The sequence below is a fragment of the Kitasatospora sp. GAS1066B genome (assembly GCF_041262605.1).
GTDB lineage: Bacteria > Actinomycetota > Actinomycetes > Streptomycetales > Streptomycetaceae > Kitasatospora.
This window is the reverse complement of sequence record NZ_JBGCCO010000047.1, coordinates 34,785-56,248: the sequence shown is the minus strand read 5'-3', so window position 1 is coordinate 56,248 and position 21,464 is coordinate 34,785. Positions and strand designations below refer to the sequence as shown.

Here is a 21,464-nt window from a genome sequence, read left to right as displayed (position 1 = left end):
TTCCGCGTACGGCGGTTACCGATACGAGTGATCAAGTTCGACGGCTCGTTCGAGGCGATTGCTTAAAGATCAAGCTAGGGCGTGTTTCATAATTCCCGCCGGGCGCGCGGCCCTGTCCCAGCCGCCGATCGTCGGACCGGGATCAGGCCGCGACGTGCCGGTGGTCCGGGTCGTGCATCTCCCCCACCAGCTCCTCCAGCACGTCCTCCAGCGTGACCAGCCCCAGCGCCTCCCCCGTCGTGCTCGTCACCGCCGCGACGTGGGCGGCGGCGCGGCGCATCGCGGTGAGGGCGTCGTCCAGCGGGAGCAGCTCGCCGACCACGGTGACCGCGCGCCAGAGGCGGACCGGGACGGGGGTGTCCAGGTCCTCCATCTCCAGGATGTCCTTGAGGTGCAGGTACCCGAGGATCTCCCGGTCCGCGTCGACCACCGGGAAGCGGGAGAAGCCGGTGGCCAGCGCCTGCTGCTCCAGCTGGCGCGCGGTCACCGTGGGGTCGACGGTGACCAGCTGGTCGAACGGCAGCAGCACCTCGCGGACCGGGCGGTGGCCCAGCTCCAGGGCGTCCTCCAGACGCTCCTGGTCGCCGGCCGCGAGCAGCCCGGCGGCCCGCGACTCGCCGAGGATCCAGAGCAGTTGCTCGGCGGTGAAGACCGACTCCAGCTCGTCCTTGGGCTCGACCTTGAAGAGCCGCAGCACCCGGTTGGCGAAGGCGTTCAGGAAGCGGATCCCGGGCGCCAGCAGCCGGGCGAGGCGGACCAGCGGCGGACCGAGCCAGAGCGCGGCCCGCTCCGGCGAGGCGAGTGCCACGTTCTTCGGCACCATCTCGCCGATCACCATGTGCAGGAAGACCACCAGGGCCAGCGCCAGCGCGTAGGAGACCAGGTGGACCAGCCCCGCCGGGATGCCGACGGCCTGGAACGGCCCCTCCAGCAGGTGGGCGATGGTCGGCTCGGCGAGCGCGCCGAGCAGCAGCGAGCAGACCGTGATGCCCAGTTGGGCGGCTGCCAGCAGCGCCGAGACGTTGCCGAGCCCGTGCAGCACCTGCCGGGCCCGCCGGTCGCCGGCCTCGGCCAGCGGCTCGACCTGGCTGCGGCGCACCGAGATCACCGCGAACTCGGCGCCGACGAAGTAGGCGTTGCCGAGCAGCAGCAGCACCGCGGCGAAGAGCTGGAGGAAGATCATCGCCCCTCCTCCCCGGACTCGGGCAGCCGGACGACCCGCACCCGGCTGGTGCGGTGGCGGTCCACCGCCTGCACGGTCAACTCCCAGCCGGGCAGCGACACCTGGTCACCGGGGGCCGGGATCTTGCCGAGCAGGTCGGCCAGCAGCCCGGCCAGCGTCTCGTACGGGCCGTGCGGGGCGTTCAGCCCTATCCCGGCCAGCTGGTCGAGCCGGGCCCGGCCGTCCGCCAGCCAGGTCGGCTGCCCGGCCACCGGTGGGACGGCGAGCAGTTCGGGGATGGTGCCCGGGTCGTGCTCGTCGCGCACCTCGCCGACGATCTCCTCGACGATGTCCTCCAGGGTGACCACGCCGGCCGTGCCGCCGTACTCGTCGATCACGATCGCCATCGGCTGGCGGTGGCGCAGCTGTTCGAGCAGCCGCTCGGCCGGCAGCGTCTCGGGCACCAGCAGCGGGGGCCCGGCCAGCTCGGCGATCCGCGCCTCGGCGCGGTGCTCGGCCGGCACCGCGAGCGCGTCCTTGAGGGTGATCGTCCCGGTGACCTCGTCCAGGCTGTCCTGGTAGACCGGGAAGCGCGAGAAGCCGGTGGCCCGGGTCAGGTTGACCACGTCGGCCGCGGTGGCGTCCTGCTGCAGCGCGGCGACGTCGACCCGGGGCGTCATCACGCTCTCGGCGGTCAGCTCGGCCAGGCCCAGGGTGCGCACGAAGAGCAGCGCCGCGTCCGGCTCCAGCGCGCCCGCCTTGGCCGAGTGCTGGGCCAGGAAGGCCAGTTCACCGGGGGTGCGGGCGTGCGCCAGCTCGTCCATCGGCTCCAGCCCGAGCGCCCGTACCAGGCGGTTGGCGCAACCGTTGAGCGCCGCGATCAGCGGCCGGCAGGCGGCCGAGAAGGCGCGCTGCGGCGCGGCGACGGCGCGGGCCACCTGGAGCGGGCGGGAGATCGCCCAGTTCTTCGGGACCAGCTCGCCGATCACCATCTGCAGCACGGTGGCGGCCAGCATGCCCACCACGACGGCCAGCCCGGTGGCGGCGCCCGACGGCACGCCGAGCCCGGTGAACACCGGTCCGAGCAGCGTGGAGAGGGCCGGCTCGGCGAGCATGCCGACCACCAGCGAGGTGACGGTGATGCCGAGCTGGGCGCCGGAGAGTTCGAAGGAGAGGCGACGCAGCGCCTTGTGCAGACCCGCCGCGCGGCGGTCGCCGGCCTGCGCGGCCCGCTGCACCGCGCCGCGGTCCACGGTCACGAAGGAGAACTCGGCGGCGACGAAGAGGCCGTTGGCGATGATCAGCAGGAACGCGCCGAGCAGCAGGAGCCAGGCGGTGGTCACAGCGCCGCCCGCTCTCGAAGCTCGGGGAGCCAGACGGCGGGGGTACTACCGGACGGATCGTCCATCGAGGGAGGGAGTCACTCCAAAGGTCGCGGGCCCAGGGCCAGGGCGGCGTTTTGCCCTGTCTTTACCAGGTTAGACGATACCTGTTCGATGCATTGGCAGGGGGCCGCACAGCTGTTCCTCGGATGCCCCGGACCTGTCCGGACCGGCTTCGGCCGGGCTCAGGCGCCGGCCGGCTCGGCCGCCGCACCGTGCGCCTCGGCCAGGTCGCGCAGACCACGGGCGGCCCGGACCGCCTGCTCGTGCCCGCCGCCGGGCTGGATGCCGACGGCGGCCAGCAAGGTCCCGTCGGCCAGGTCCAGGGTCACCCACGGGTCGCCCTGCCGGAGGTTCACCCGGACGATCTCGGCCCACTGCAGCCGCCGGGTGCGGACGAAGTTGACCACGGTCACCCCGTCCGCGTCCGCGTCCACCCGGGGGCGGGCCAGCATCAGGCCCACCCCGGCGAAGATCAGGCCCAGCATGGTGAGCAGGATCCGGTCGTTCAGCTGCCAGCTGGCCGGGAGCAGCAGCGCCATGCCGACGAACACCACGACCAGCAGCGCGCTGGCCGGCAGCAGCACCAGGCGGTTGCGGCGCGGCGCCCAGCTGAGCGGCAGGGCGGGCAGTTCGGTGGCGGCGGCAGGCACGGCGGCGGTACTCCCGGAGGCGCTCATCAGAGGCGGCAGGCGTGGATGTTGGTCACCAGGACGCCACGGGCGCCGATGCTCCACAGGTCGTCCATGATCCGCTGGGCCTCCTTGCGGAGCACCATCGAGCGGACCGCCACCCAGCCTTCGGTGTGCAGCGGCGAGACGGTCGGCGACTCCAGACCGGGGGTCAGCGCGACCGCCTCGTTGACCTTCTCGGCCCGGATGTCGTAGTCCATCAGCACGTAGCGGCGGGCCACCAGGACGCCCTGCAGCCGACGCATGAACTGCTCGACCCCCGCGTCATCGCCGGCGCCCTTGGGCCGGATCACCACGGCGTCCGAGACCAGGATCGGCTCGCCGAAGACCTCCAGACCGGCGTTGCGCAGGCTGGTGCCGGTCTCCACCACGTCGGCGATCACGTCGGCCACACCCAGCTGCACCGCGGTCTCCACCGCGCCGTCCAGCTTGGTCACGGTCGCGGTGACGCCGTGCTCGGCCAGGTGCTGCTCGACCAGACCGGTGTAGGAGGTGGCGATCCGCAGGCCCTGCAGACCCAGCACGTCCTTGGGCGATTCGGCCGGACCGGCCGGACCGGCGAACCGGAAGGTCGAGCCGCCGAAGCCGAGCGCGAGGACCTCCTCGGCGCCGGCAGCGGAGTCCAGCAGCAGGTCACGCCCGGTGATGCCGATGTCGAGGCGCCCCGAACCGACGTAGACCGCGATGTCGCGCGGGCGCAGGAAGAAGAACTCCACCTGGTTCTCGGGGTCGACCAGGACCAGTTCCTTGGGGTCCTTGCGCTGGCGGTACCCGGCCTCATGGAGCATCTCCGCCGCGGGACCCGAGAGCGAACCCTTGTTGGGGAGGGCGATGCGCAGCATGAGGGGAAGATCCTTCGCGTGGGAGCGGTGCGGTGACAGGAGGTACGTGCGGGTGGGTCAGAGGTAGGCGTAGACGTCGTCGAGCGTCAGGCCGCGGGCGACCATCATCACCTGAAGGTGGTACAGCAGCTGCGAGATCTCCTCGGCGGTCTGCTCCTTGGTCTGGAACTCCGCGGCCATCCAGACCTCGGCGGCTTCCTCGACCACCTTCTTGCCGATGGCATGGACGCCCTGCTCGACGAGCTGGGCGGTGCGGGAGGACGCGGGGTCGCCGGTGGCGGCCTTCTGCTGGAGCTCGGCGAAGAGCTCCTCGAATGTCTTGGAAGCCATGATGGGACTCACCATACGTGGTATCGCGCGGCCGGTGGGAAGCGTCCCGGACGGTGGACACCGTTCTGGGACGCTCCCCCGAGCAGCGCCGCTCAGCCCAGCGCGCGCAGCGTGGCGGCGGTGGCCACCGCCGCGGTGACCGCCTCGTGGCCCTTGTCCTCGGCCGAGCCGGGCAGGCCCGCCCGGTCGATCGCCTGCTCCTCGTTGTCGCAGGTCAGCACGCCGAACCCGACCGGCACGCCGGTGTCCACGCTGACCTGGGTCAGTCCGAGGGTGGCCGCTTCGCAGACGTAGTCGAAGTGCGGGGTGCCACCGCGGATCACCACGCCGAGGGCGACCACCGCGTCGTAACCGCGCTCGGCCAGACGCTTGGCGGCGACCGGCAGTTCGAAGGTGCCGGGCACCCGGATGACGGTGGGCTCGGCGATGCCGAGCTCCTTCAGGGCGCGCTGAGCGCCGGCCAGCAGCCCGTCCATCACCTGGGTGTGCCACTGGGCGGCGATCACCGCGACCTTCAGGTCCTGGGCGTTCTCGACGGTCAGCTCGGGTGCTCCGTGGCCGCTCACGTTCGGTTTCCTCTCGTGCAGTTCACGTCGGGTAGGGGCTTGGTGGGGTCAGCCGACGAGCCACGGCAGGTCGTGGCCCATCCGGTCGCGCTTGGTCAGCAGGTAGGCCAGGTTGTGCTCGCCGGCCTGCACCGGGATCGGCTCCCGGCCCTTGATCTTGAGACCGTGCTCGCTGAGCGCGGCCAGCTTCTCGGGGTTGTTGGTCAGCAGGCTCAGCGAGCGCACCCCGAGATCGGTGAGCATCTGGGCGGCGACGCTGTACTCCCGGGCGTCGGCGGGCAGGCCCAGCTCCAGGTTGGCGTCCACCGTGTCGCGGCCCTGCTCCTGCAGCTGGTAGGCGCGCAGCTTGTGGCCCAGGCCGATGCCGCGCCCCTCGTGACCGCGCAGGTAGAGCACGACGCCGTGGCCGGCCTCGGCCACCCGGGCCAGCGAGGCCTGGAGTTGCGGGCCGCAGTCGCAGCGCAGCGAGCCGAGGACGTCGCCGGTCAGGCACTCGGAGTGGACCCGGACCAGCACGTCCTCGCCGTCCGGCAGCCGCCCGGCGGCATCCAGGCCACCGGCGATCAGCGCGATGTGCTCGGTGCCGTCGATCGTGCCGCGGTAGCCGACCGCTGTGAACTCGCCGTGCACGGTGGGGAGTTTGGTGACCGCGACGCGCTCCGCGTGCAGCTCGGTGCGGCGGCGGTAGGCGATCAGGTCCTCGATCGAGATGATCGCCAGGCCGTGCTCGCGGGCGAAGGCGACCAGTTCGGGCAGCCGGGCCATGGTGCCGTCGTCGTTGACCACCTCGCAGATCGCGGCGGCCGGCGGCAGCCCCGCGAGCCGGGCCAGGTCCACGCCGGCCTCGGTGTGGCCCGGGCGGACCAGTACCCCGCCGTCCACCGCGCGCAGCGGGAAGACATGCCCCGGACGGGTGAAGTCGGCTGCGGTGCTGGTCGTTTCACCCAGCAGACGGACCGTCAGGGCGCGGTCGACGGCGGAGATGCCGGTCGACTCCACCTCGCGGGCGTCCACCGAGACAGTGTAGGCAGTGCCCTTGCGGTCCTCGTTCACCTGGGTCATCGGCGGCAGGTTCAGCCGGTCGGCGTCCGCCTGGGTGACCGGCACGCAGATCACGCCGGAGCTGTAGCGGATGGTGAAGGCGAGCAGTTCGGGCGTGGCGGCGGTGGCCGCGAAGATCAGGTCGCCCTCGTTCTCGCGGTTCTCGTCGTCCACCACGATCACGGCGCGGCCGGCGGCGATGTCGGCGATGGCGCGCTCGACCGGGTCGAGGGTGAGGTCGATAGCGGTGCTGCTCATGCCGTTGCTCCCTGCAGGGTCGAGGTGGCGGTGGTCCGAGGGGTGCGGCCGCGCAGCCACCAGGCGCGCAGGCCGAACAGCACCAGCACGAAGTAGATGCTGTAGGTCAGACCGGAGAACGCGTAGCCGTTGTTGAACGCGAGCGGGACGCCGACCACGTCGACGGCGATCCAGGCGATCCAGAACTCCACCCAGCCGCGCGCCTGGGCGACCATCGCCGCCAGGGTGCCGGTGAAGATGTAGGCGTCCGACCACGGGCTCCAGGACATCCAGGAGTAGTGGGTGAAGAGCAGCGCCAGGCCCACCGTGGCCAGCGCCGTGGCGCCGACCAGCACCGCGCGCTCGGTCCAGCCGGCGAACCGCACCTGGACCTCACCGGTGTCCCGGCGGCCGCGCTGCCACTGGAACCAGCCCCAGATCGCGGTGACGATCACGATCACCTGCTTGCCCGCGAGACCGGACAGGTGACCCGACGCGAAGGCGCCGAACAGCACGACCCCGGAGAGGAGTTGGGCCGGCCAGCTCCAGATCGAGCGCCGCCAGCCGAGCGCCAGCGCGCCCAGGCCCAGCAGGTTGCCGATCATGTCGGTCCACTTCACGTGCTCGCCGAATATCGAGAAGGCGACACTGTTGAGCCAGTTCACGAGGCGTCCTTCGAGCCGGCCGGGGCGGTGCCGAGGATGGAGACGGCCGAGGCGCTCGGGACGGTGCCCGCGCCGAGCAGCCGTTCGACGTACTTGGCCAGCACGTCCACCTCCAGGTTGACCGGCTCGCCGACCGCCTTGCCGCCCAGCGTGGTGAGCGCGAGGGTGGCCGGGATCAGGCTGACCGTGAAGGTGTCGGCGGCGGCCTCGACCACGGTGAGGCTGATGCCGTCCACGGTGATCGAGCCCTTGTCGACCAGGTAGCGCGAGATGCTCTGCGGCAGCGAGAAACGCAGCACCTCCCAGCGCGGCAGCCCGTCCTCGTCCAGTTCGCCGGGAGCCCGGCCGAGCAGGGTGCCGGTGGCGTCGACATGCCCCTGCACCAGGTGGCCGCCGAGCCGGGCACCGAGCGCCATCGCGCGCTCCAGGTTGACCCGCGAGCCGGGGCCAAGTGCGCCGAGGCTGGACCGGTCGAGCGTCTCGGCCATCACGTCGGCGCTGAACTCGCCGGTGTCGGCGGCCAGTTCCTCAGGGGTGTCGACCACGGTCAGGCAGACGCCGTTGACCGCGATGGAGTCGCCGTGCCGGGCGTCGGCACAGACCAGGGGGCCGCGCAGGCGGATCCGCGAGGAGTCGCCGAACTCCTCGATGGAGACGACCTCGCCGAGCTCTTCGATGATGCCGGTGAACACCCGGGTTCTCCTCGCGCTAGAGGCGCGGACTCCGGGGCGGCAAGAATCATGGGAAGACCACACGGGTCGGGTGTACGGGCCGGAGGGCCGACCGAGCGCGCACCGCCTCGCCGAGAGCGAGGACCGTACGCCGAACGTCGAACACCACCTGCCGAACGCGGTACCCCCGGGAGGGGAACCGCGGCACCACACCTGATCCGTCGCGCACGCCTCCCATCCGGACTTTAACCGTCGGTCCAGGAATTTCACCTGGTCAACCGGCCGCTGGCTGCGGACGGGTCGCGGACTGTAACCGCCGGTTCGGATTTTCACCGACCCCGGAGTGCGCTGAACGTCACTGCTTACTGCATTGCCGTCATTCTGCCACGGTCCGCGAGCGCGGCGGGAGGGGGTGGTGCTGTGCTCTGTTTCACTCGGCGCCCGGGAATGTCGGCGACGTGGACGTTCGGACCCGGCCGTCAGACCGGCGAGCACGCCATCAGCAGCCTTCTCGACTCTTCCGATAACAGCATGATCACAACCTGACGGTAGGTCAGGACGAGCTGACAGGCTGTGCCGCCACCACTTGTTCGCGCGTCAGGCAGAGGATCATCATGCCCAACACTTCTCCCGCACAGCCCGGTTGGGGCCGGCCGCAGCAGCCGGCGCCGCGTCGGCCGCGCAAGGGCCTCAAGATAGCCGGCATCGGATGCGGCATACCGGTCGGGCTGCTGGTGCTGCTCGTCGCCGTCGCGGCCGCGGTCGGACCGACCAAGACGACGGCCACCGCAACGACGGCCACCGCGAAGCCGGCGACCGCGAAGCCCGCGACGGCGACGGCGTCCTCGCTCGCCCCGGTGGTCACGCCGACGCCCACGCCCGCCCCTCCCACACCTGCCCCGTCGCCCTCCCCCACGGAGCGGCCCAGCACGGTCCGGCCGACCCCGACCCCGCCGGCGCCCAAGCCCACCCCGCCGGCGCCCAAGCCCACCCCGCCGGCGACGCAGCCCGCGACAACCGAGCCGCAGCCGGCCGACCCCACCACCCCTGCGGCCCCGGCCGGCCCCGCCACCGCCGGGGTGATCCTCTCGCCGAGCGGCAACTTCTACCGGGCCGGCGAGTTCTGCCCCACCGCCGACCTCGGGGAGTCCACCGTGGACAGCCACGGCACCAGCATCACCTGCGTCACCGAGAGCGGCGGCCACCACTGGCACTACTGAGGCGCTCAGGGTGACGAGGGGGCCGGTGCGGTCGGCGCAGTGGTCGGCCGGTCGCCGGTGCCGGTGCCGCCGACCGGGCGGGTGAACAGTTGGCCGGTGTTCTGGTCGACCAGCACCAGCGAGCCGACCGGCGCCGGGGCGGGCTGGACGACCACCACCGCGCCGGCGTCGAAGGCGGGCCAGGGGCCACCGGCGTACTGCGGCGCCGCCGCGTCCGTGGTCGGCGCCAGCAACGGGTTGCCGCAGGCGCACCGGGCCCGGGGGACGCCGCGGTCGTCCACCAGCACCGCGCTGCCGGCCTGCAGGACGGACTGGAAGCCGGTCCCGGCGCCGTCGACGAAGCCGTGGTTGGTCACCCGGGTGTCGACCCGCAGCACGACCGGGGTGAGCGTGGACAGGTACTCGGGGATCCCGCCGATGTCGATGCCCTCGGCGGCGGCCCAGGCGTGCCCCCTGTCCGTGTGGCTGGTCAGGAAGTCGGAGAGCTCGGCGACATCACAGCCGGCGGCCTGCTCGGTGCCGCCGTAGAGCCCGGCCGACCCGCCGTTCACGGTTCGTACACCGCCCGGACCGGCCGAGGCGCTGACGGCGACGGGTGAAGCGCTAGGGGCGGGTGAAGCGCTCGGGCTGCCGGACGGCGGGACGGCGACGGAGGGCGTGTACGGGTCCCGACCCGGGTCGCCCGCCGCCTGAAGGGTCACCTCCGGCGCAGCGGACCCGGTGGCTCCGCTCGACTCGGGCTGCCGCTCCACCAGGATCACCGCGAGCCCGGCCACGACGGCCACCAGAACGGCGGCCGCCGCCAGCGAGCGGCGCCGGTGCCACCACGGTGGCCTCGGCCCCTGGCCCGCGGCACCGACCACGGTGCGCGGCGGCACCGGCGGGGGTGGCGTGCTGGCCGACCCAGCGGCCTCACCCGCCCCGCTCGCCCCGCCCTCCCCGCTCGACCCGCTGGGGGCGGCCCGCTCGCTCGGTCGGTCGGGCCGGTCTGACGGTGTCTCAGCGCTCACGGGCCATTGTCTGTGCACACGGCCCAGCCCCCGCAACCGCTGCTGCGGTGAACGGCCCACGCACCGTCAACCGCTCCAGGACGATCTGATGGTCCGTCAGCCCTGTGGATCGATCACCCGCTCGGTCGATTTCGCACAGCTGCCCGATTTGACAGGCTGGACCTCCCCTCGGCGATGGAGGTGAGGTCATGACCGAGACGATGACCGATACGTCGACTGATACGTCGACTGGTACGACGCCCCTGACGGTCGATCAGGTGCTGGCCCGGATGCGCGATCTCACGCCAGGCTTCCCGCCGGGCGACGGCGTCGGCGTCTTCCACCGGATGTACCTGACGGTGACCGAGCTGGTCGCCACCAAGCTCGACGCCGGCTACTTCGCCGACCCCGCCGCGCTGGCCGTGCTGGACGCGCTGTTCGCCGGCCGGTACCTGGCCGCGGTGGACGCGGACGCCGTGGGCAGTCCCCCGCAGGCCTGCTGGCGACCGCTCTTCGAGCTGCGCCGAGGACCCGGGATCCACCCGCTGCAGGCCGCGCTCTCGGGGATGAACACGCACATCGAGCACGATCTGCCGCTCGCCGTGCTGGACACCGCTCGGCGGCTCGGCCGCGACCCGGTCTCCTTCGAGGCCGACTACCAGCGGATCAACGACCTGCTGGCCCAGGTGGAGGCCCAGATCCGCGCCGAGCTGCTGCCGGAGCCCGGGCCGGTCCAGGCCGCCGAACCGCTGCTGCACGTGATCGGCGTCTGGAGCATCGACCGGGCCCGGGAGGCCGCCTGGGCCACCGTGCTGGCGCTGCGCGCTCTGCGCGACGCGCCGCTCGCCTACCAGGCGCTGGTCGCCGCGCTCGACGGCACGGTCGGGATGGTCAGCCGCGCCCTGCTCACTCCGGTGGCGTGACGGCGGCGGCGCAGCGAGGGTGTGGCGGCGGGCGGGATCAGGGTCCGACCTTGAGCTGACCTTAAATCATGACCGGTTCACCACAGCTCTCTTGACGCAGCTATTGGTCTCTACCAATGTGGGGATGCCGCGGCACACCCCCACATTGTCCTGGCGGCGTGCTCGTGCGCCGCCCCACGCCGAGGAGGCCCGCCCATGAGGCGTGTCACCCTGCCCACCCTGGTCGCCACCACCCTGCTGACCGGTGTCGTCCTGCCCCTTTCGCTCCCGGCGACCGCACAGGCCGCCAGTGGTATCACCGGCCTGGTCGCCACCCTCACCGAGCCGCAGAGCTGGCAGGGCGGCCTCGAAGCCGACTACACGATCACCAACGACACCAGGGCGACCGTCAACTCCTGGTCGCTCACCTTCGACCTGCCCGCCGGGGAGAGCGTCAGCAGCTCCTGGAACGGCACCCTCACCAGCAGCGCGACCAGCACCGGCACGCACTACACGCTCACCTCGCCGAGCTGGGCCGCCGCGCTGGCCCCCGGAGCGAGCGCACCGGTGGTCGGGATGGACATCACCACCGGCAGCAGCCAGGTGCTGCCGGCCAACTGCCTGATCGACAACCTGCCGTGTGCCGGGGTCCCGGTCACCAACACGCCGCCGACCGTCCCCACCGGCCTGGCGGTCGCCGGCACCGGTCCGGACGCCGTCTCGCTCTCCTGGAACGCCTCCACCGACAGCTCGGGCGTGGCCGGCTACAACGTCTACGAAGGTTCCTCGGTGGTCGCCTCGACCACCACGGCCACCTCGGTCACGGTCGGCGGCCTGCTGGCGGGCAGCAGCCACACCTTCACCGTCACCGCCTTCGACGCGCTCGGCAACGAGTCCGCGAAGTCCGCCGCGGTGACCGGGGTGGCCGGCAGCGGCACCTCCGCCGGGGTGGCCGCCCCGTTCGTCGACCTGGGTGCCTACCCGACCCCCAACCTGCCGCAGATCACCGCCACCACCGGGCTCAAGCAGTTCTCGCTCGGCTTCATCGTGAACGGCACCAGCGCCTGCACCGCCAGCTGGTTCAACGCCTACGACCCCGGCACCGGCTGGGACAAGGCCGACTTCGACGCGGTCCGGGCCGCCGGCGGCGACGTCCGCCCCTCCTTCGGCGGCGCGAACGGCACCGAGCTGGCGCAGTCCTGCGCCGACGTGCCGAGCCTCACCGCCCAGTACCAGAAGGTGGTCGACGCCTACGGCCTGGACCGGATCGACTTCGACATCGAGGGCGCCGCGGTCTCCGACCACGCCTCGATCGACCGCCGCTCGGCCGCGATCGCCGCCGTCCAGGCGGCCCAGCGGGCCAAGGGTCGCGACCTGTTGGTCAGCCTGACCCTGCCGGTGCTGCCAAGCGGCCTGACCGCGGACGGCGTCTACGTCCTGCAGTCGGCAGCGGCCGCGGGGGTGAAGGTCGACATGGTCAACGTGATGGCGATGGACTTCGGCGACAGCGAGGCCCCCAACCCGTCCGGCCAGATGGGCAAGTACGCGATCCAGTCGGCGCAGTCCACCCAGGCCCAGATCGCTCAGGTCTGGCCGAACCTGACCAGCGCGCAGACCTGGGCGATGGTCGGCGTCACCCCGATGCTGGGTCAGAACGACAACACCAACGAGGTGTTCGGCCTCTCGGACGCCCAGCAGCTGCTCACCTTCGCCCAGCAGAACCACCTGGGCGAGCTCTCCTTCTGGGAGGTCACCCGGGACGGCAACGCCTGCACGGGCGCCCTGTACAAGTGCACCAACATCACCCAGACGCCGTACGAGTTCTCCAAGATGTGGGCCGGCTACCAGGGCTGAGCACGCAGACGGCCGAGCCCCCGACCACCTGGTTCTCCCAGGCGGTCGGGGGCTCGGCCGTGCGTTGCGCCGGGCGCGCGGGCGATCAGGCCCAGCTGGAGTGCAGCGGCTTGCCCTCGGCGAAGCCGGCCGCGCTCTGGACCCCGACGATCGCCTTCTCGTGGAACTCCTCCAGGCTGCTGGCGCCCGCGTAGGTGCAGGAGCTGCGGACGCCCGCGATCACCGAGTCGATCAGGTCCTCGACACCCGGGCGGGCCGGGTCGAGGAACATCCGCGAGGTGGAGATGCCCTCCTCGAAGAGCGCCTTGCGGGCCCGGTCGTAGCCGGACTCCTCAGCGGTGCGGTTCAGCACCGCGCGGGCCGAGGCCATGCCGAAGCTCTCCTTGTACTGGCGGCCGTCGGCGGCGGTCTGCAGGTCGCCCGGCGACTCGTAGGTACCGGCGAACCAGGAGCCGACCATCACGTTGGACGCGCCGGCGGCCAACGCCATCGCGACGTCGCGCGGGTGCCGCACGCCGCCGTCCGCCCAGACGTGCTTGCCCAGCCGGCGCGCCTCGGCCGCGCACTCCAGCACCGCCGAGAACTGCGGGCGCCCCACGCCGGTCATCATCCGGGTGGTGCACATCGCGCCCGGGCCGACCCCGACCTTGAGGATGTCCGCGCCCGCCTCGACCAGGTCACGCACGCCCACCGCGGAGACCACGTTGCCGGCCACGATCGGCACCTTCGGGTCCAGCCCGCGCACGGCGCGCAGCGCGCTGATCATCGACTCCTGGTGACCGTGCGCGGTGTCCACCACCAGCACGTCCGCACCGGCCTCGAGCAGCGCCTTGGCCTTGCCGGCGACGTCCCCGTTGATCCCCACGGTCGCCGCGATCCGCAGCTTGCCGGCGGCGTCCACCGCCGGGGTGTAGAGCGTGGCGCGCAGCGCGCCCTTGCGGGTCAGGATGCCGACCAGCATCCCCGCCGCGTCCACCACGGGCGCGACCTTGCGGTGCCCCTCGTTGAGCCGCTCGAAGGCGGCGCGCGGGTCGATGCCCTCGTCGAGCAGCAGCAGATCGCGCGACATCACCTGGGAGACACTGGTGAACCGGTCGACCCCCTGGCAGTCGCTCTCCGCCACCACACCGACCGGCTTGCCACCCTCGACCACCACCAGCGCCCCGTGCGCCCGCTTCGGCAGCAGCGCCAGCGCGTCGGCCACCGTGGCGCCGGGCGCGAGCGTGACCGGAGTGTCGAACACCAGGTGCCGCTGCTTCACCCAGTCGATCACCTCGGCGATCACCTCGGTCGGGATGTCCTGCGGAATGGCCACCAGCCCACCCCGCCGCGCCACCGTCTCGGCCATCCGCCGGCCGGCGACCGCCGTCATGTTGGCCACGACCAGCGGGATGGTGGTGCCGGTCCCGTCGTTCGAGGAGAGGTCGACGCCCTGCCGGGAGCCCACTGCGGAGCGGCTGGGGACCATGAAGACGTCGTCGTACGTCAGGTCGTACGGTCCCGAATAACGGTCGTCGATCGTGCCGGTCTGGGGGTTCAAGAAGCGCATGAACGGGGCTCTCTGACTTCGGGAGGGTAGACCTCGGGTGCAGGTAGGGCCGGTCGGCCGAGCGCACTCGGGCGCCCCGCACCCAACCGTCGATCCTTACGGATACCCAGCTCGAAAGCCAGTTCACACGCAAACGCTGAAGATCCACACAACAGCAGCCAGCTACGGGCCCTGCGGGATTGTAGGAACCTCTAACCCCGTGTGCACCCGCCCGTGCGACACCAGCCCGCACCCCCAGCCGGTACTCACGGGAGGAACGTCACCGCCGGGAAGGCCGGAGACGGCCCGTCGAGCAGGCGCCCTGGACGATGGCGCAGGTGCTCGTCGAAGAACGCCAGCGGGTACGCCTGCTGGATCTTCACCCCCTGGTCGGGATCGAGGGTGCCGATCGTGCCCTGGAGCTGCTGCCCGCTCCATCCGAGCAGCTTCGCCACCTGGGGGAACAGCGCCTCGTTGTCGCCGTACGACACGTGAACGGCGCCCTGGGCCTGGATGTTCAGCCGCCAGCCCCGCAGGTGCGACCAGAACGCGGCGGCCTGGGGATCGGTGGCCCGGGTGAACACGGCGGTCATCATCATGAACGGCCGGTCCAGGTCGCCGGTCAGCGGCGGGTTCATCTGCATCGGGCCGTCGAGGCTCAGCCCGGCTCGGATGCGCTCGTCCGCGAGCGTGGCGCAGGCGGTGGCCGTCCCGCCCTTCGACCAGCCGAACGCGCCCATGCGGTGGGGGTCGAGGGAGCCGAGCAGCCCGGCCGGCAGCTCCCGCCGGTCGACGTCCGGATTGCACCCGGCGGCCAGCTGCTCGACGCAGTCGAGGACGAAGCGGAGGTCCGCGGCGAAGTCCCCCGGGTAGGTGGGGGCGTTCCGGTTGTCGCTGGGGACGGCGATCCGGCCGTCCGGGAACTCGGTGTACGTGTCGTACTGGTGAGCGATCGTCACAACCGCGTATCCGTGGCTGGCCAGCTCCTGGACCATGATCGTGTGGTCGCCCTGGTGACTGTGCGCGCCGTGCGAGTACACGAGGACGGGCAGCCGCCGGCCCGACCGCCGCACCGGAGCGCCCACGTGGCCGGCGGTGAGCGGCGCCAGGGGGGCGAGGGCGCTGAATCCCACGTCGGCAAGGAACGCCTGAAGGGCGCCGGCCGGCATCCAGGGCGCCAGCGGGTACCGCTCGACGTCCCGGGCGGGGTACCAGACGGTGGCCATCAGCTCGCGGAAGTGCCCGGGGCCCGCGATGTCGTCCGGGCGCGACCGGTCGACGAGGTGCAGCTGGACCGTGCCCACCGGGTGCGGCCCGGTGGGCACGGGCAGCGTGAGCCGCGTCGGGCCGGGGGCGGGCGGAGCGGCCGGGGCGCCCGGCGCCGCCCACGCGGGCCCGGCGATGGCGGCAAGCGGCACGGCGGCTCCAGCGGTCAGCGCGGCTCCCAGCATGCGGCGGCGCGTCAGGTCCTTGCGGCCGGTGAACGGCGTGGTGGTCACGGCTCCCCCTGGGGTGACGGATCGTCAATCATGCCGCGACGGCCAGTCCGTGGGCACGGGGGGAACGTTGTCACGTGCCCCTTGCGTGCGACATCAGCCCACCGATCGATCACTCGCGCCGGCATCGGCCCACGGGTTTACATCCTGGGGCCGATGCGGTCGGCGGCGTCGTCCTCCCGTGCCAGGTCAGCGGCCGGCCAGGTGTTCGACGAACCGGCGCCGTTGCGGCGGCTTCGCAACTTCCCACCCGCACGCAGCCGCTGTGGCGCGGGGTGTCGCTGGACCCGCGCGCGCAGCAGGTATCGGGCCCGGCCCGTACTAGCCGGGCAGCTCACGGACGGTGCTGGTGAGTCGGAGCGGGCCGAGGCCGGTCGGGACGGACTTGATCATGTGGTGGGTGATCACAGGGGCCTCCGGAGGGCGGTCGCGTCCTGGCGGGCGCGGAAGCGGACGATGGGAGCGGAGGAGCGGGGATGGGAGCTCATCCGCGGGGACGCGTGAGTTGAGCAGCGCGATGGCGGAGTCAGCGACACACGGGGAACATAAATGGCTGTGTAACTCTGGTTATTTAGCTGGTTAACCTAGGTCGGACGGATGGCCTGGGCAATCCCCGACCGACGAGTAGTCCCGCCGCCACGGTTGCGATTCGGTCACGGAGCCTGGAGAGAAGGGGCAGCACGGGAGGAAGCAGGCGCAACGGGAGGGAACGGCCGCGGCGGCGCTGTGATAGGAGTGTTCGGCCGTGCTCCCGCTGAGGGAGCCTGGCCATGAGCGGACCATGACGGGCGATCAGATCGCCGCAACCAGGACCAGGAAGGATGCCCCATGGCCGGGGAGGGTACCGGCGAGCCGAAGCAGGTCGGCGAGCGCATCCAACGGCTGCGCACCGAACTCGGCTTGACCCAGCGGCAGCTCGCGGAGCCCCAGTACACCGCTGCCTACGTCTCCACCCTGGAGGCGGGCAAGGGGCGTCCCTCCGAGACCGCGCTGCGCTACCTCGCGGAGAAGCTCGGCACCAGCTACGAGCAGCTGGCCACCGGTATTCCCACCGGCCTGCGCGCCCGACTGCGGCTTGGGCTGAGCGAGGCCCGCCGCCTGCTCGGCACCGGCGAGGGCGCCGCCGCAGACCTGTTGGGCGATCTGCTGGAGCAGACCGTCCAACTCGACCTGACCGACCTGCGGTCCGAGGTTCTCGTCGCGCTCGGCGACTGCGCGCTGGAACGCGGCGACCTCACGACCGCTCGGGACCGGTTCGAAGAGGCCGAGCAGTTGCTCGCGGAGGAGCCGCTGCCACGCCGAGTCGCCGCGATCCGCGGGCGGGCGCGAACACTGCGGCTTGCCGGCGAACTCCGTTATGCCTGCTACCTGCTGGAGAACACCCTCGACGAGCTCAACGACCAGGGCCTGGCCGACCCCGACGCGCTGCTGCTGCTCTACACCACGGTACTCACCCTCTACCTGGACATGGGCGCCTACGAGCGAGCCGGACAGGCGGCGAACCACGCCCTGGAGCTGGCGCCACGCGTGCACGATCCCGTATCCGTCGCCAACCTGCACCGGGGCGTGGCCCGCACACTCGCGGCCCAGGGCCGCTTCGAGGACGCGGAGGCCTACCTGGTCAAGGCACAGACGGTGTACCAGCAGTGGGAGATCCGCACCGACCTGGCGCACTGCCACTGGATGCGCGGCTACCTGCACACCCAGCACGGTCGACTGCCTGCGGCGGAGGCCGAGCTGGAGTCCGCGCGGGACATGTTGCGCGCCGCCGGGGCGGAGTTCTACGCCCTCCAGGTGGAGGTGGAACTCGCCGACGTGTGGTGGCGGCGCGGCCGTGGCGAGGAGGCTGCGGACTTGCTCACCGGGATGCTCGGCGACCTGGGCCTCGGCCACGGTTCCGTGCACGCCGCCGCCGCGCACCGCCTGCTCGGCTCGATCCGAGAGGAGCACGCCGACACCGACGCGGCCGAGCGGCACTACCGCGCCGCCGTCGCCCTGCTGGAGGAGGCCGGCGCGTCCGGCGACCTGGCCGACGCCTGCCGCATGCTCGGAGACCTGCTGCACCGTCTCGAGCGCACCGATGAGGCCGTGGCGGCCTACCGCCAGGGCCTGCTGCGCGCCGCCCACCCCGGCACCACGACGCTCGGCCCGGCACCGGCCGTCCCCGTCGTGCCACCCGAGCGACACGGCTGAGACCGCCGCGGCGGCCGCCGTTTCCTGCCGCTCGAAAGCGACTTGGCGGTAGGGGTTGCGGGGCTCCGTCGGTTACCCCTAACTTAACCAGCCATGTAACTGAAGTTATCTCACGAGTATCAGTGCTCGCCCTTGGGCTCGGTCAGCCGGCCGCGGTGCTGCGCTGTCGTGAGATCTCTGCGGGAGCGGAAGGCCGTGAAGGTCGCCCGGGCGCTGGGGATGGGCCGGCACGGGGCGGCCGTACCCGCTGCCTGCGCCACGCTCGCCGCACCGCCCGATGGCCTCGCACGCGCCCCCACGTTGCCGTCGCCTCCCCGAGCCACCCGGCCGGGCCCGCGACCACCCGCGCCACCGCTCCGGCGGGATACGTCAACGCGTGGGCACCACCTCGGCGTTCACGAACGGACCCGAGGTGGCGATCGCCGACAGCGCGAACTGTCGGCGCCAGGCCCCCAACCTCCCGGGACCAGCCCGTCCCCGGGACGAACCCCCACAGAAAAAGGGTCAGTCATGTCCATCCGAAGAACACTCACCACGCTCGGCGCGGCGGCGCTGGGGCTCTCGCTCCTGCTGCCCGTGCAGAGCGCGGACGCCGCGACCTACCGAAACGGCGCGTGGTTCAGCTACGTCTCCGGTCAGCAGAACACCAACGCCACCGGCGCCGGCGTCACCATGATGCAGGCCACCCCCTACGTGGCGAGCGCACAAGGCCACTCACTGCAGGAACTGTCCGTGCAGGACGCGAACCAGCAGTCCACCATCGAGGTGGGCTGGACCGTCGACCCGCAGGTCAACGGCGACTACCTGCCGCACCTGTTCGTCTTCCACTGGGTCAACGGCCAGGTCTCGTGCTACAACGGCTGCGGCTTCGTCCCCGCCACCGGCACCGGCGCCTGGCCCGGTATGCCCGTCACCTCGGGCGTCACCGCCACCTACCAGATCGACCACGACGCCAACACCCAGGCCTGGTGGATCTACTACAACGGTCACGCCGTCGGCGACTTCCCCGACTCGCTCTGGCAGGACCCCACCACCCAGGCCGACACGTTCACCAGCGCGCAACTCGTCAGCGCCTTCGGTGAAGTCGCCGACCCCGACCAGGTCAGCCAGAGCTGGATGGGCGACGGCTCCTGCGGCAGCCGGTCCAACTCCTCCTCCTCCATCTCGAACTACCAGCTCTACGGGTCCAACGACCAACCGAACTTCGCGGTGCGGGCGACCGATCCCGCTGACTACAACTTCGGCAGCGCCACCGCCACTTCGTTCCAGCTCGGCGGACCCGGCGCCGGCGGCGCCTGCTAGGGCCGCGTCAGGCCCCGCTGACCGGGCGTGGCTCCGGACACCTCCCCCACCGGCCGCCCGGAGCCACGCCCCCTGACCAACAGCCAGCAGCCCCGCCACCGGTGGCGTGCGTCGATCACGCACGCCACCCACTCCCCCGGCCCCGCCACGTCCGCCCACCACAGCCAGAGGAAGCCTCGCTGTGCACAACACCTCCGCCGGCCCCGCCACTTCGGACCGCGAGCCCGACACGGGCGGCTTCGTCGTGATCGGGACGACCAACCTCACCCGACGTGTCTGCGCCGCTCTGCGCCAACAGCGCCGGCAGGTACACCACCTCCCGGCACCCGACGACCAGGAGCTCGGACGAGCCCTGGCGGGCAGACCGGCGGGAGTAGCCGTCCTGACACGCGACGACGTCACCGCACTCCGCTACGCCCTCGCCGTCCGGCACCTCAGCCCTGCCGCACCCGTCGTCGTCACCGTCTTCGACCGCACCATCGCGCAACAGCTCCAGGCCCTCCTGCCGCACTGCACAACCCTCTCCCCGGCCGAACTGCTGGCCCCCACTCTTGCCGGGCTCTGTGCGGCCCCCGACCTCCTGGCGCTGTCCCGGACGGGACACGCGGTGCGACGGCAGGACGGCCGCCCGACACACACGGCATGGCAGAACTCCGCGACCGCGCGGTGGCGATCCCTGCTCGGGCGGCTCAGCGGACAACTGCGGCCCCACGACGCGGACACCCGCATGTTCCTCGGCGGACTCGCCGGCATCACGGCCGTGCTGGGTCTGGACTGGGCCTGGCTGTGCACGGCCTTCCACGAACCGGTCGGGACGGCGTTCGTCGAGGCCGCGCGGGTCGTCACAGCCGTCGGACCCGCCGTCACGCACCCCGGGCACACCGCCTACCAAGCGGTCTCCGGCGCCATGATGCTGGCGACGCTCGGCTTCACCGCGCTGCTCACGGCCGGCCTCGTCAACCGCATGAGCGGCCCGCGCCTCGTCGGCATCCTCGGCCCGCGCGCACTACCCCGGTCCGGCCACGTCCTGGTCGTAGGACTGGGACACGTGGGCATCCGCTTGTGCCAGGCACTGCACCAACTGCGCATCCCCGTGGTCGCCATCGAACGCGACCCGACCGCCGCCCACCTCCGACTGGCCCGCTCACTGGGCATACCCGTCGTACTCGCCCACGGCGAGGACCGCCACGTACTCCAGCGACTCGGACTGCACCGCGCGCGGGCGCTGGCTGCCATGGGATCGGACGAGTTGGACAACATCGCCGTGGCCGTCGCCGCGCACGGCGCGGCACCTGGTGTCCGTGTGGTGCTGCGGGCCGGGGAGAACGAGGCCATCGCCGAAACGCGGTCACTTCTGCCACTCGGACACACCCGTGACGTCACGCGGGCGAGCGCCGCGTTCATCGTGGCCCAACTGACCGGTGGACAACCGGAATTCGTCGTGGCCGACATCGACTGCGACTACCTCGAGCTGCCCGGCAAGGGCCTGGTCGCCAGCCCCGTCCCGGCCCGCGACGACTGCGACCACATCGCCGCGTGGCCACCGGAGCAGCCGGACCGGCCCAGAGCCGACGCCACCTGCTCCTGAGCCGGCCGCTACGGGTCGGCGAAGCGGTCGAGGCAGTGCACGGAAGCGTCGGTCGAGCCCGCACACCGCAGTTCGAACCAGACCGTCTTTCCCGGGTGAGCCGGACGGACGCCACAGCGATGGGACAGCTCATGGAGCAGTTGCATGCCCCGACCGGATTCGTCGTCGGCGGCGGCCTCCTTGAAACAGGGGGCTGCCGGATGGGCATCGGTGACTTCGCACCGCAGCGACCTGCCGAGGACGGTCACGGTGAGCAGGATCGGGCCGGCTCCGTAGCGCACGGCGTTGGTCACCAGTTCACTGACGAGCAGCTCGGCGGTTTCCGATTCCTCAAGGGGCTGTCCGACCAGGCAGTCGCGGGTGAATCTCCGCGCGGCGGCCACGGATGTGGGGTGGCGATCGAACCGTTGAGATCTGGTCTCATCTCGGTGCGGCTGGGGAATCGGGCGGGTGAGTTGGAGCAGGAAGCAGGCCAGGCGCCCGCGCAGGGAGGAGGGGACTTCCCGGCGGGGAGTCGTGCGGCGACGCGGTCCTCGGCGCATGGGCGGGACGAGCAGCGCCGGGGTGTTCGCGAGCGGCGGGCGCCGCAGGATCGGCGGGCCGTCCGCTTCACCGATCGTCATGACGCTGCCCCCTGTCCTGAGAGGTCCCTGATGGCGGGAGAGTGCGGAAGCGATGGCAGGGGCAGCTGGACTGCACGGGATTTCAGCGTCCGGATGTCCTGGACATCTGTTTCAAGGGAACGCCGGCGGTCACTGTGAGATCAACGCGTAAGCACACCCATAGAGCGAGAAGAACGATGGG

19 protein-coding genes and 1 riboswitch are annotated in these 21,464 nt (G+C 71.9%); of the genes, 6 read left to right on the top strand and 13 right to left on the bottom strand.

Features of this window, described 5'->3' with window-relative positions; all coding sequences use genetic code 11:
• Positions 1 to 142 precede the first annotated feature (142 nt).
• The 9 genes from ABH937_RS34830 to ABH937_RS34790 all read right to left on the bottom strand — a co-directional run bounded on the left by ABH937_RS34830 (position 143) and on the right by ABH937_RS34790 (position 7,609).
• Positions 143 to 1,183: a hemolysin family protein gene (locus tag ABH937_RS34830; RefSeq protein WP_280694372.1), complete on the bottom strand. Its 1,041-nt coding sequence runs from the start codon at positions 1,181 to 1,183 to the stop codon at positions 143 to 145.
• Complete coding sequence (locus ABH937_RS34825) at positions 1,180 to 2,505, bottom strand: hemolysin family protein (protein ID WP_280694371.1); 1,326 nt, start codon at positions 2,503 to 2,505, stop codon at positions 1,180 to 1,182. Before ABH937_RS34825 ends, ABH937_RS34830 begins: the two co-directional genes overlap by 4 nt.
• Positions 2,506 to 2,729: 224 nt before the next feature.
• Positions 2,730 to 3,197 (bottom strand): PH domain-containing protein, encoded by a 468-nt coding sequence (locus tag ABH937_RS34820; protein WP_280694370.1) that lies wholly within the window; start codon positions 3,195 to 3,197, stop codon positions 2,730 to 2,732.
• A gap of 26 nt (positions 3,198 to 3,223) precedes the next feature.
• Positions 3,224 to 4,078 (bottom strand): ATP phosphoribosyltransferase, encoded by an 855-nt coding sequence (gene hisG, locus ABH937_RS34815; RefSeq protein WP_280694369.1) that lies wholly within the window; start codon positions 4,076 to 4,078, stop codon positions 3,224 to 3,226.
• Between the two features lie 57 nt (positions 4,079 to 4,135).
• On the bottom strand, positions 4,136 to 4,408 hold the full coding sequence (locus ABH937_RS34810; RefSeq protein ID WP_145910455.1) for a phosphoribosyl-ATP diphosphatase: 273 nt from the start codon (positions 4,406 to 4,408) through the stop codon (positions 4,136 to 4,138).
• Positions 4,409 to 4,500: 92 nt separating this feature from the next.
• On the bottom strand, positions 4,501 to 4,974 hold the full coding sequence (gene ribH, locus ABH937_RS34805; protein ID WP_280694367.1) for a 6,7-dimethyl-8-ribityllumazine synthase: 474 nt from the start codon (positions 4,972 to 4,974) through the stop codon (positions 4,501 to 4,503).
• Positions 4,975 to 5,022: 48 nt separating this feature from the next.
• On the bottom strand, positions 5,023 to 6,273 hold the full coding sequence (locus tag ABH937_RS34800) for a bifunctional 3,4-dihydroxy-2-butanone-4-phosphate synthase/GTP cyclohydrolase II (RefSeq protein WP_370220574.1): 1,251 nt from the start codon (positions 6,271 to 6,273) through the stop codon (positions 5,023 to 5,025).
• Positions 6,270 to 6,917 carry a nicotinamide mononucleotide transporter family protein gene (locus ABH937_RS34795; protein ID WP_280694364.1) on the bottom strand — a complete coding sequence of 216 codons (648 nt, stop codon included), beginning with the start codon at positions 6,915 to 6,917 and terminating at the stop codon, positions 6,270 to 6,272. The genes ABH937_RS34800 and ABH937_RS34795 overlap by 4 nt, the downstream gene beginning before the upstream one ends.
• Positions 6,914 to 7,609: a riboflavin synthase gene (locus ABH937_RS34790; RefSeq protein ID WP_280694363.1), complete on the bottom strand. Its 696-nt coding sequence runs from the start codon at positions 7,607 to 7,609 to the stop codon at positions 6,914 to 6,916. The genes ABH937_RS34795 and ABH937_RS34790 overlap by 4 nt, the downstream gene beginning before the upstream one ends.
• A 201-nt stretch (positions 7,610 to 7,810) precedes the next feature.
• Positions 7,811 to 7,938, bottom strand: a riboswitch (FMN riboswitch).
• Between the two features lie 264 nt (positions 7,939 to 8,202).
• On the opposite strand from ABH937_RS34790, the gene ABH937_RS34785 reads away from it, so the two are divergent.
• Entirely contained in the window at positions 8,203 to 8,808 is a 606-nt protein-coding gene (locus ABH937_RS34785) for a hypothetical protein (RefSeq protein WP_370220573.1), read from the top strand.
• A gap of 5 nt (positions 8,809 to 8,813) precedes the next feature.
• On the opposite strand, the gene ABH937_RS34780 is transcribed toward ABH937_RS34785, so the two are convergent.
• Positions 8,814 to 9,818, bottom strand: a complete 1,005-nt coding sequence (locus ABH937_RS34780) for a DUF6777 domain-containing protein (protein ID WP_370220572.1) — start codon at positions 9,816 to 9,818, stop codon at positions 8,814 to 8,816.
• 188 nt (positions 9,819 to 10,006) lie between these two features.
• Between ABH937_RS34780 and ABH937_RS34775 the strand changes: the two genes are divergently transcribed.
• Both ABH937_RS34775 and ABH937_RS34770 read left to right on the top strand, forming a co-directional pair.
• Positions 10,007 to 10,720 carry a DUF5995 family protein gene (locus ABH937_RS34775; protein ID WP_370220571.1) on the top strand — a complete coding sequence of 238 codons (714 nt, stop codon included), beginning with the start codon at positions 10,007 to 10,009 and terminating at the stop codon, positions 10,718 to 10,720.
• A gap of 195 nt (positions 10,721 to 10,915) precedes the next feature.
• Positions 10,916 to 12,553 (top strand): cellulose binding domain-containing protein, encoded by a 1,638-nt coding sequence (locus ABH937_RS34770; RefSeq protein WP_370220570.1) that lies wholly within the window; start codon positions 10,916 to 10,918, stop codon positions 12,551 to 12,553.
• Positions 12,554 to 12,638: 85 nt separating this feature from the next.
• Here ABH937_RS34770 and ABH937_RS34765 read toward each other — a convergent pair whose 3' ends face one another.
• Positions 12,639 to 14,102 carry a GuaB1 family IMP dehydrogenase-related protein gene (locus ABH937_RS34765; RefSeq protein WP_370220569.1) on the bottom strand — a complete coding sequence of 488 codons (1,464 nt, stop codon included), beginning with the start codon at positions 14,100 to 14,102 and terminating at the stop codon, positions 12,639 to 12,641.
• Positions 14,103 to 14,347: 245 nt separating this feature from the next.
• Positions 14,348 to 15,580 carry an alpha/beta hydrolase family protein gene (locus ABH937_RS34760; RefSeq protein WP_370220568.1) on the bottom strand — a complete coding sequence of 411 codons (1,233 nt, stop codon included), beginning with the start codon at positions 15,578 to 15,580 and terminating at the stop codon, positions 14,348 to 14,350.
• An 825-nt stretch (positions 15,581 to 16,405) separates the two neighbouring features.
• Here ABH937_RS34760 and ABH937_RS34755 point away from each other — a divergent pair.
• From ABH937_RS34755 to ABH937_RS34745, 3 genes are all read left to right on the top strand, one after another.
• The gene (locus ABH937_RS34755; protein ID WP_370220567.1) at positions 16,406 to 17,770 is read left to right on the top strand and encodes a helix-turn-helix domain-containing protein; all 1,365 of its coding nucleotides are present in this window, start codon (positions 16,406 to 16,408) and stop codon (positions 17,768 to 17,770) included.
• A gap of 510 nt (positions 17,771 to 18,280) precedes the next feature.
• Complete coding sequence (locus ABH937_RS34750; protein WP_370220566.1) at positions 18,281 to 19,072, top strand: neprosin family prolyl endopeptidase; 792 nt, start codon at positions 18,281 to 18,283, stop codon at positions 19,070 to 19,072.
• A gap of 181 nt (positions 19,073 to 19,253) precedes the next feature.
• A complete protein-coding gene (locus ABH937_RS34745; protein ID WP_370220565.1) occupies positions 19,254 to 20,660 on the top strand; it encodes an NAD-binding protein in 1,407 nt (468 codons plus the stop codon).
• Positions 20,661 to 20,668: 8 nt separating this feature from the next.
• Here the strand turns inward: ABH937_RS34745 and ABH937_RS34740 are convergent, their stop codons facing one another.
• Positions 20,669 to 21,043 carry an ATP-binding protein gene (locus ABH937_RS34740; protein WP_370220564.1) on the bottom strand — a complete coding sequence of 125 codons (375 nt, stop codon included), beginning with the start codon at positions 21,041 to 21,043 and terminating at the stop codon, positions 20,669 to 20,671.
• Between the last annotated feature and the right edge of the window lie 421 nt (positions 21,044 to 21,464).

Excerpts from the sequence above, each read along its gene's own strand:
- ABH937_RS34830 (WP_280694372.1), bottom strand. The coding sequence starts at position 1,183 with ATGATCTTCCTCCAGCTCTTCGCCGCGGTGCTGCTGCTGCTCGGCAAC.
- hisG (WP_280694369.1), bottom strand. The coding sequence starts at position 4,078 with ATGCTGCGCATCGCCCTCCCCAACAAGGGTTCGCTCTCGGGTCCCGCG.
- ABH937_RS34810 (WP_145910455.1), bottom strand. The coding sequence starts at position 4,408 with ATGGCTTCCAAGACATTCGAGGAGCTCTTCGCCGAGCTCCAGCAGAAG.
- ABH937_RS34800 (WP_370220574.1), bottom strand. The coding sequence starts at position 6,273 with ATGAGCAGCACCGCTATCGACCTCACCCTCGACCCGGTCGAGCGCGCC.
- ABH937_RS34785 (WP_370220573.1), top strand. The coding sequence starts at position 8,203 with ATGCCCAACACTTCTCCCGCACAGCCCGGTTGGGGCCGGCCGCAGCAG.
- ABH937_RS34775 (WP_370220571.1), top strand. The coding sequence starts at position 10,007 with ATGACCGAGACGATGACCGATACGTCGACTGATACGTCGACTGGTACG.
- ABH937_RS34770 (WP_370220570.1), top strand. The coding sequence starts at position 10,916 with ATGAGGCGTGTCACCCTGCCCACCCTGGTCGCCACCACCCTGCTGACC.
- ABH937_RS34765 (WP_370220569.1), bottom strand. The coding sequence starts at position 14,102 with ATGCGCTTCTTGAACCCCCAGACCGGCACGATCGACGACCGTTATTCG.
- ABH937_RS34755 (WP_370220567.1), top strand. The coding sequence starts at position 16,406 with ATGGCCGGGGAGGGTACCGGCGAGCCGAAGCAGGTCGGCGAGCGCATC.
- ABH937_RS34750 (WP_370220566.1), top strand. The coding sequence starts at position 18,281 with ATGTCCATCCGAAGAACACTCACCACGCTCGGCGCGGCGGCGCTGGGG.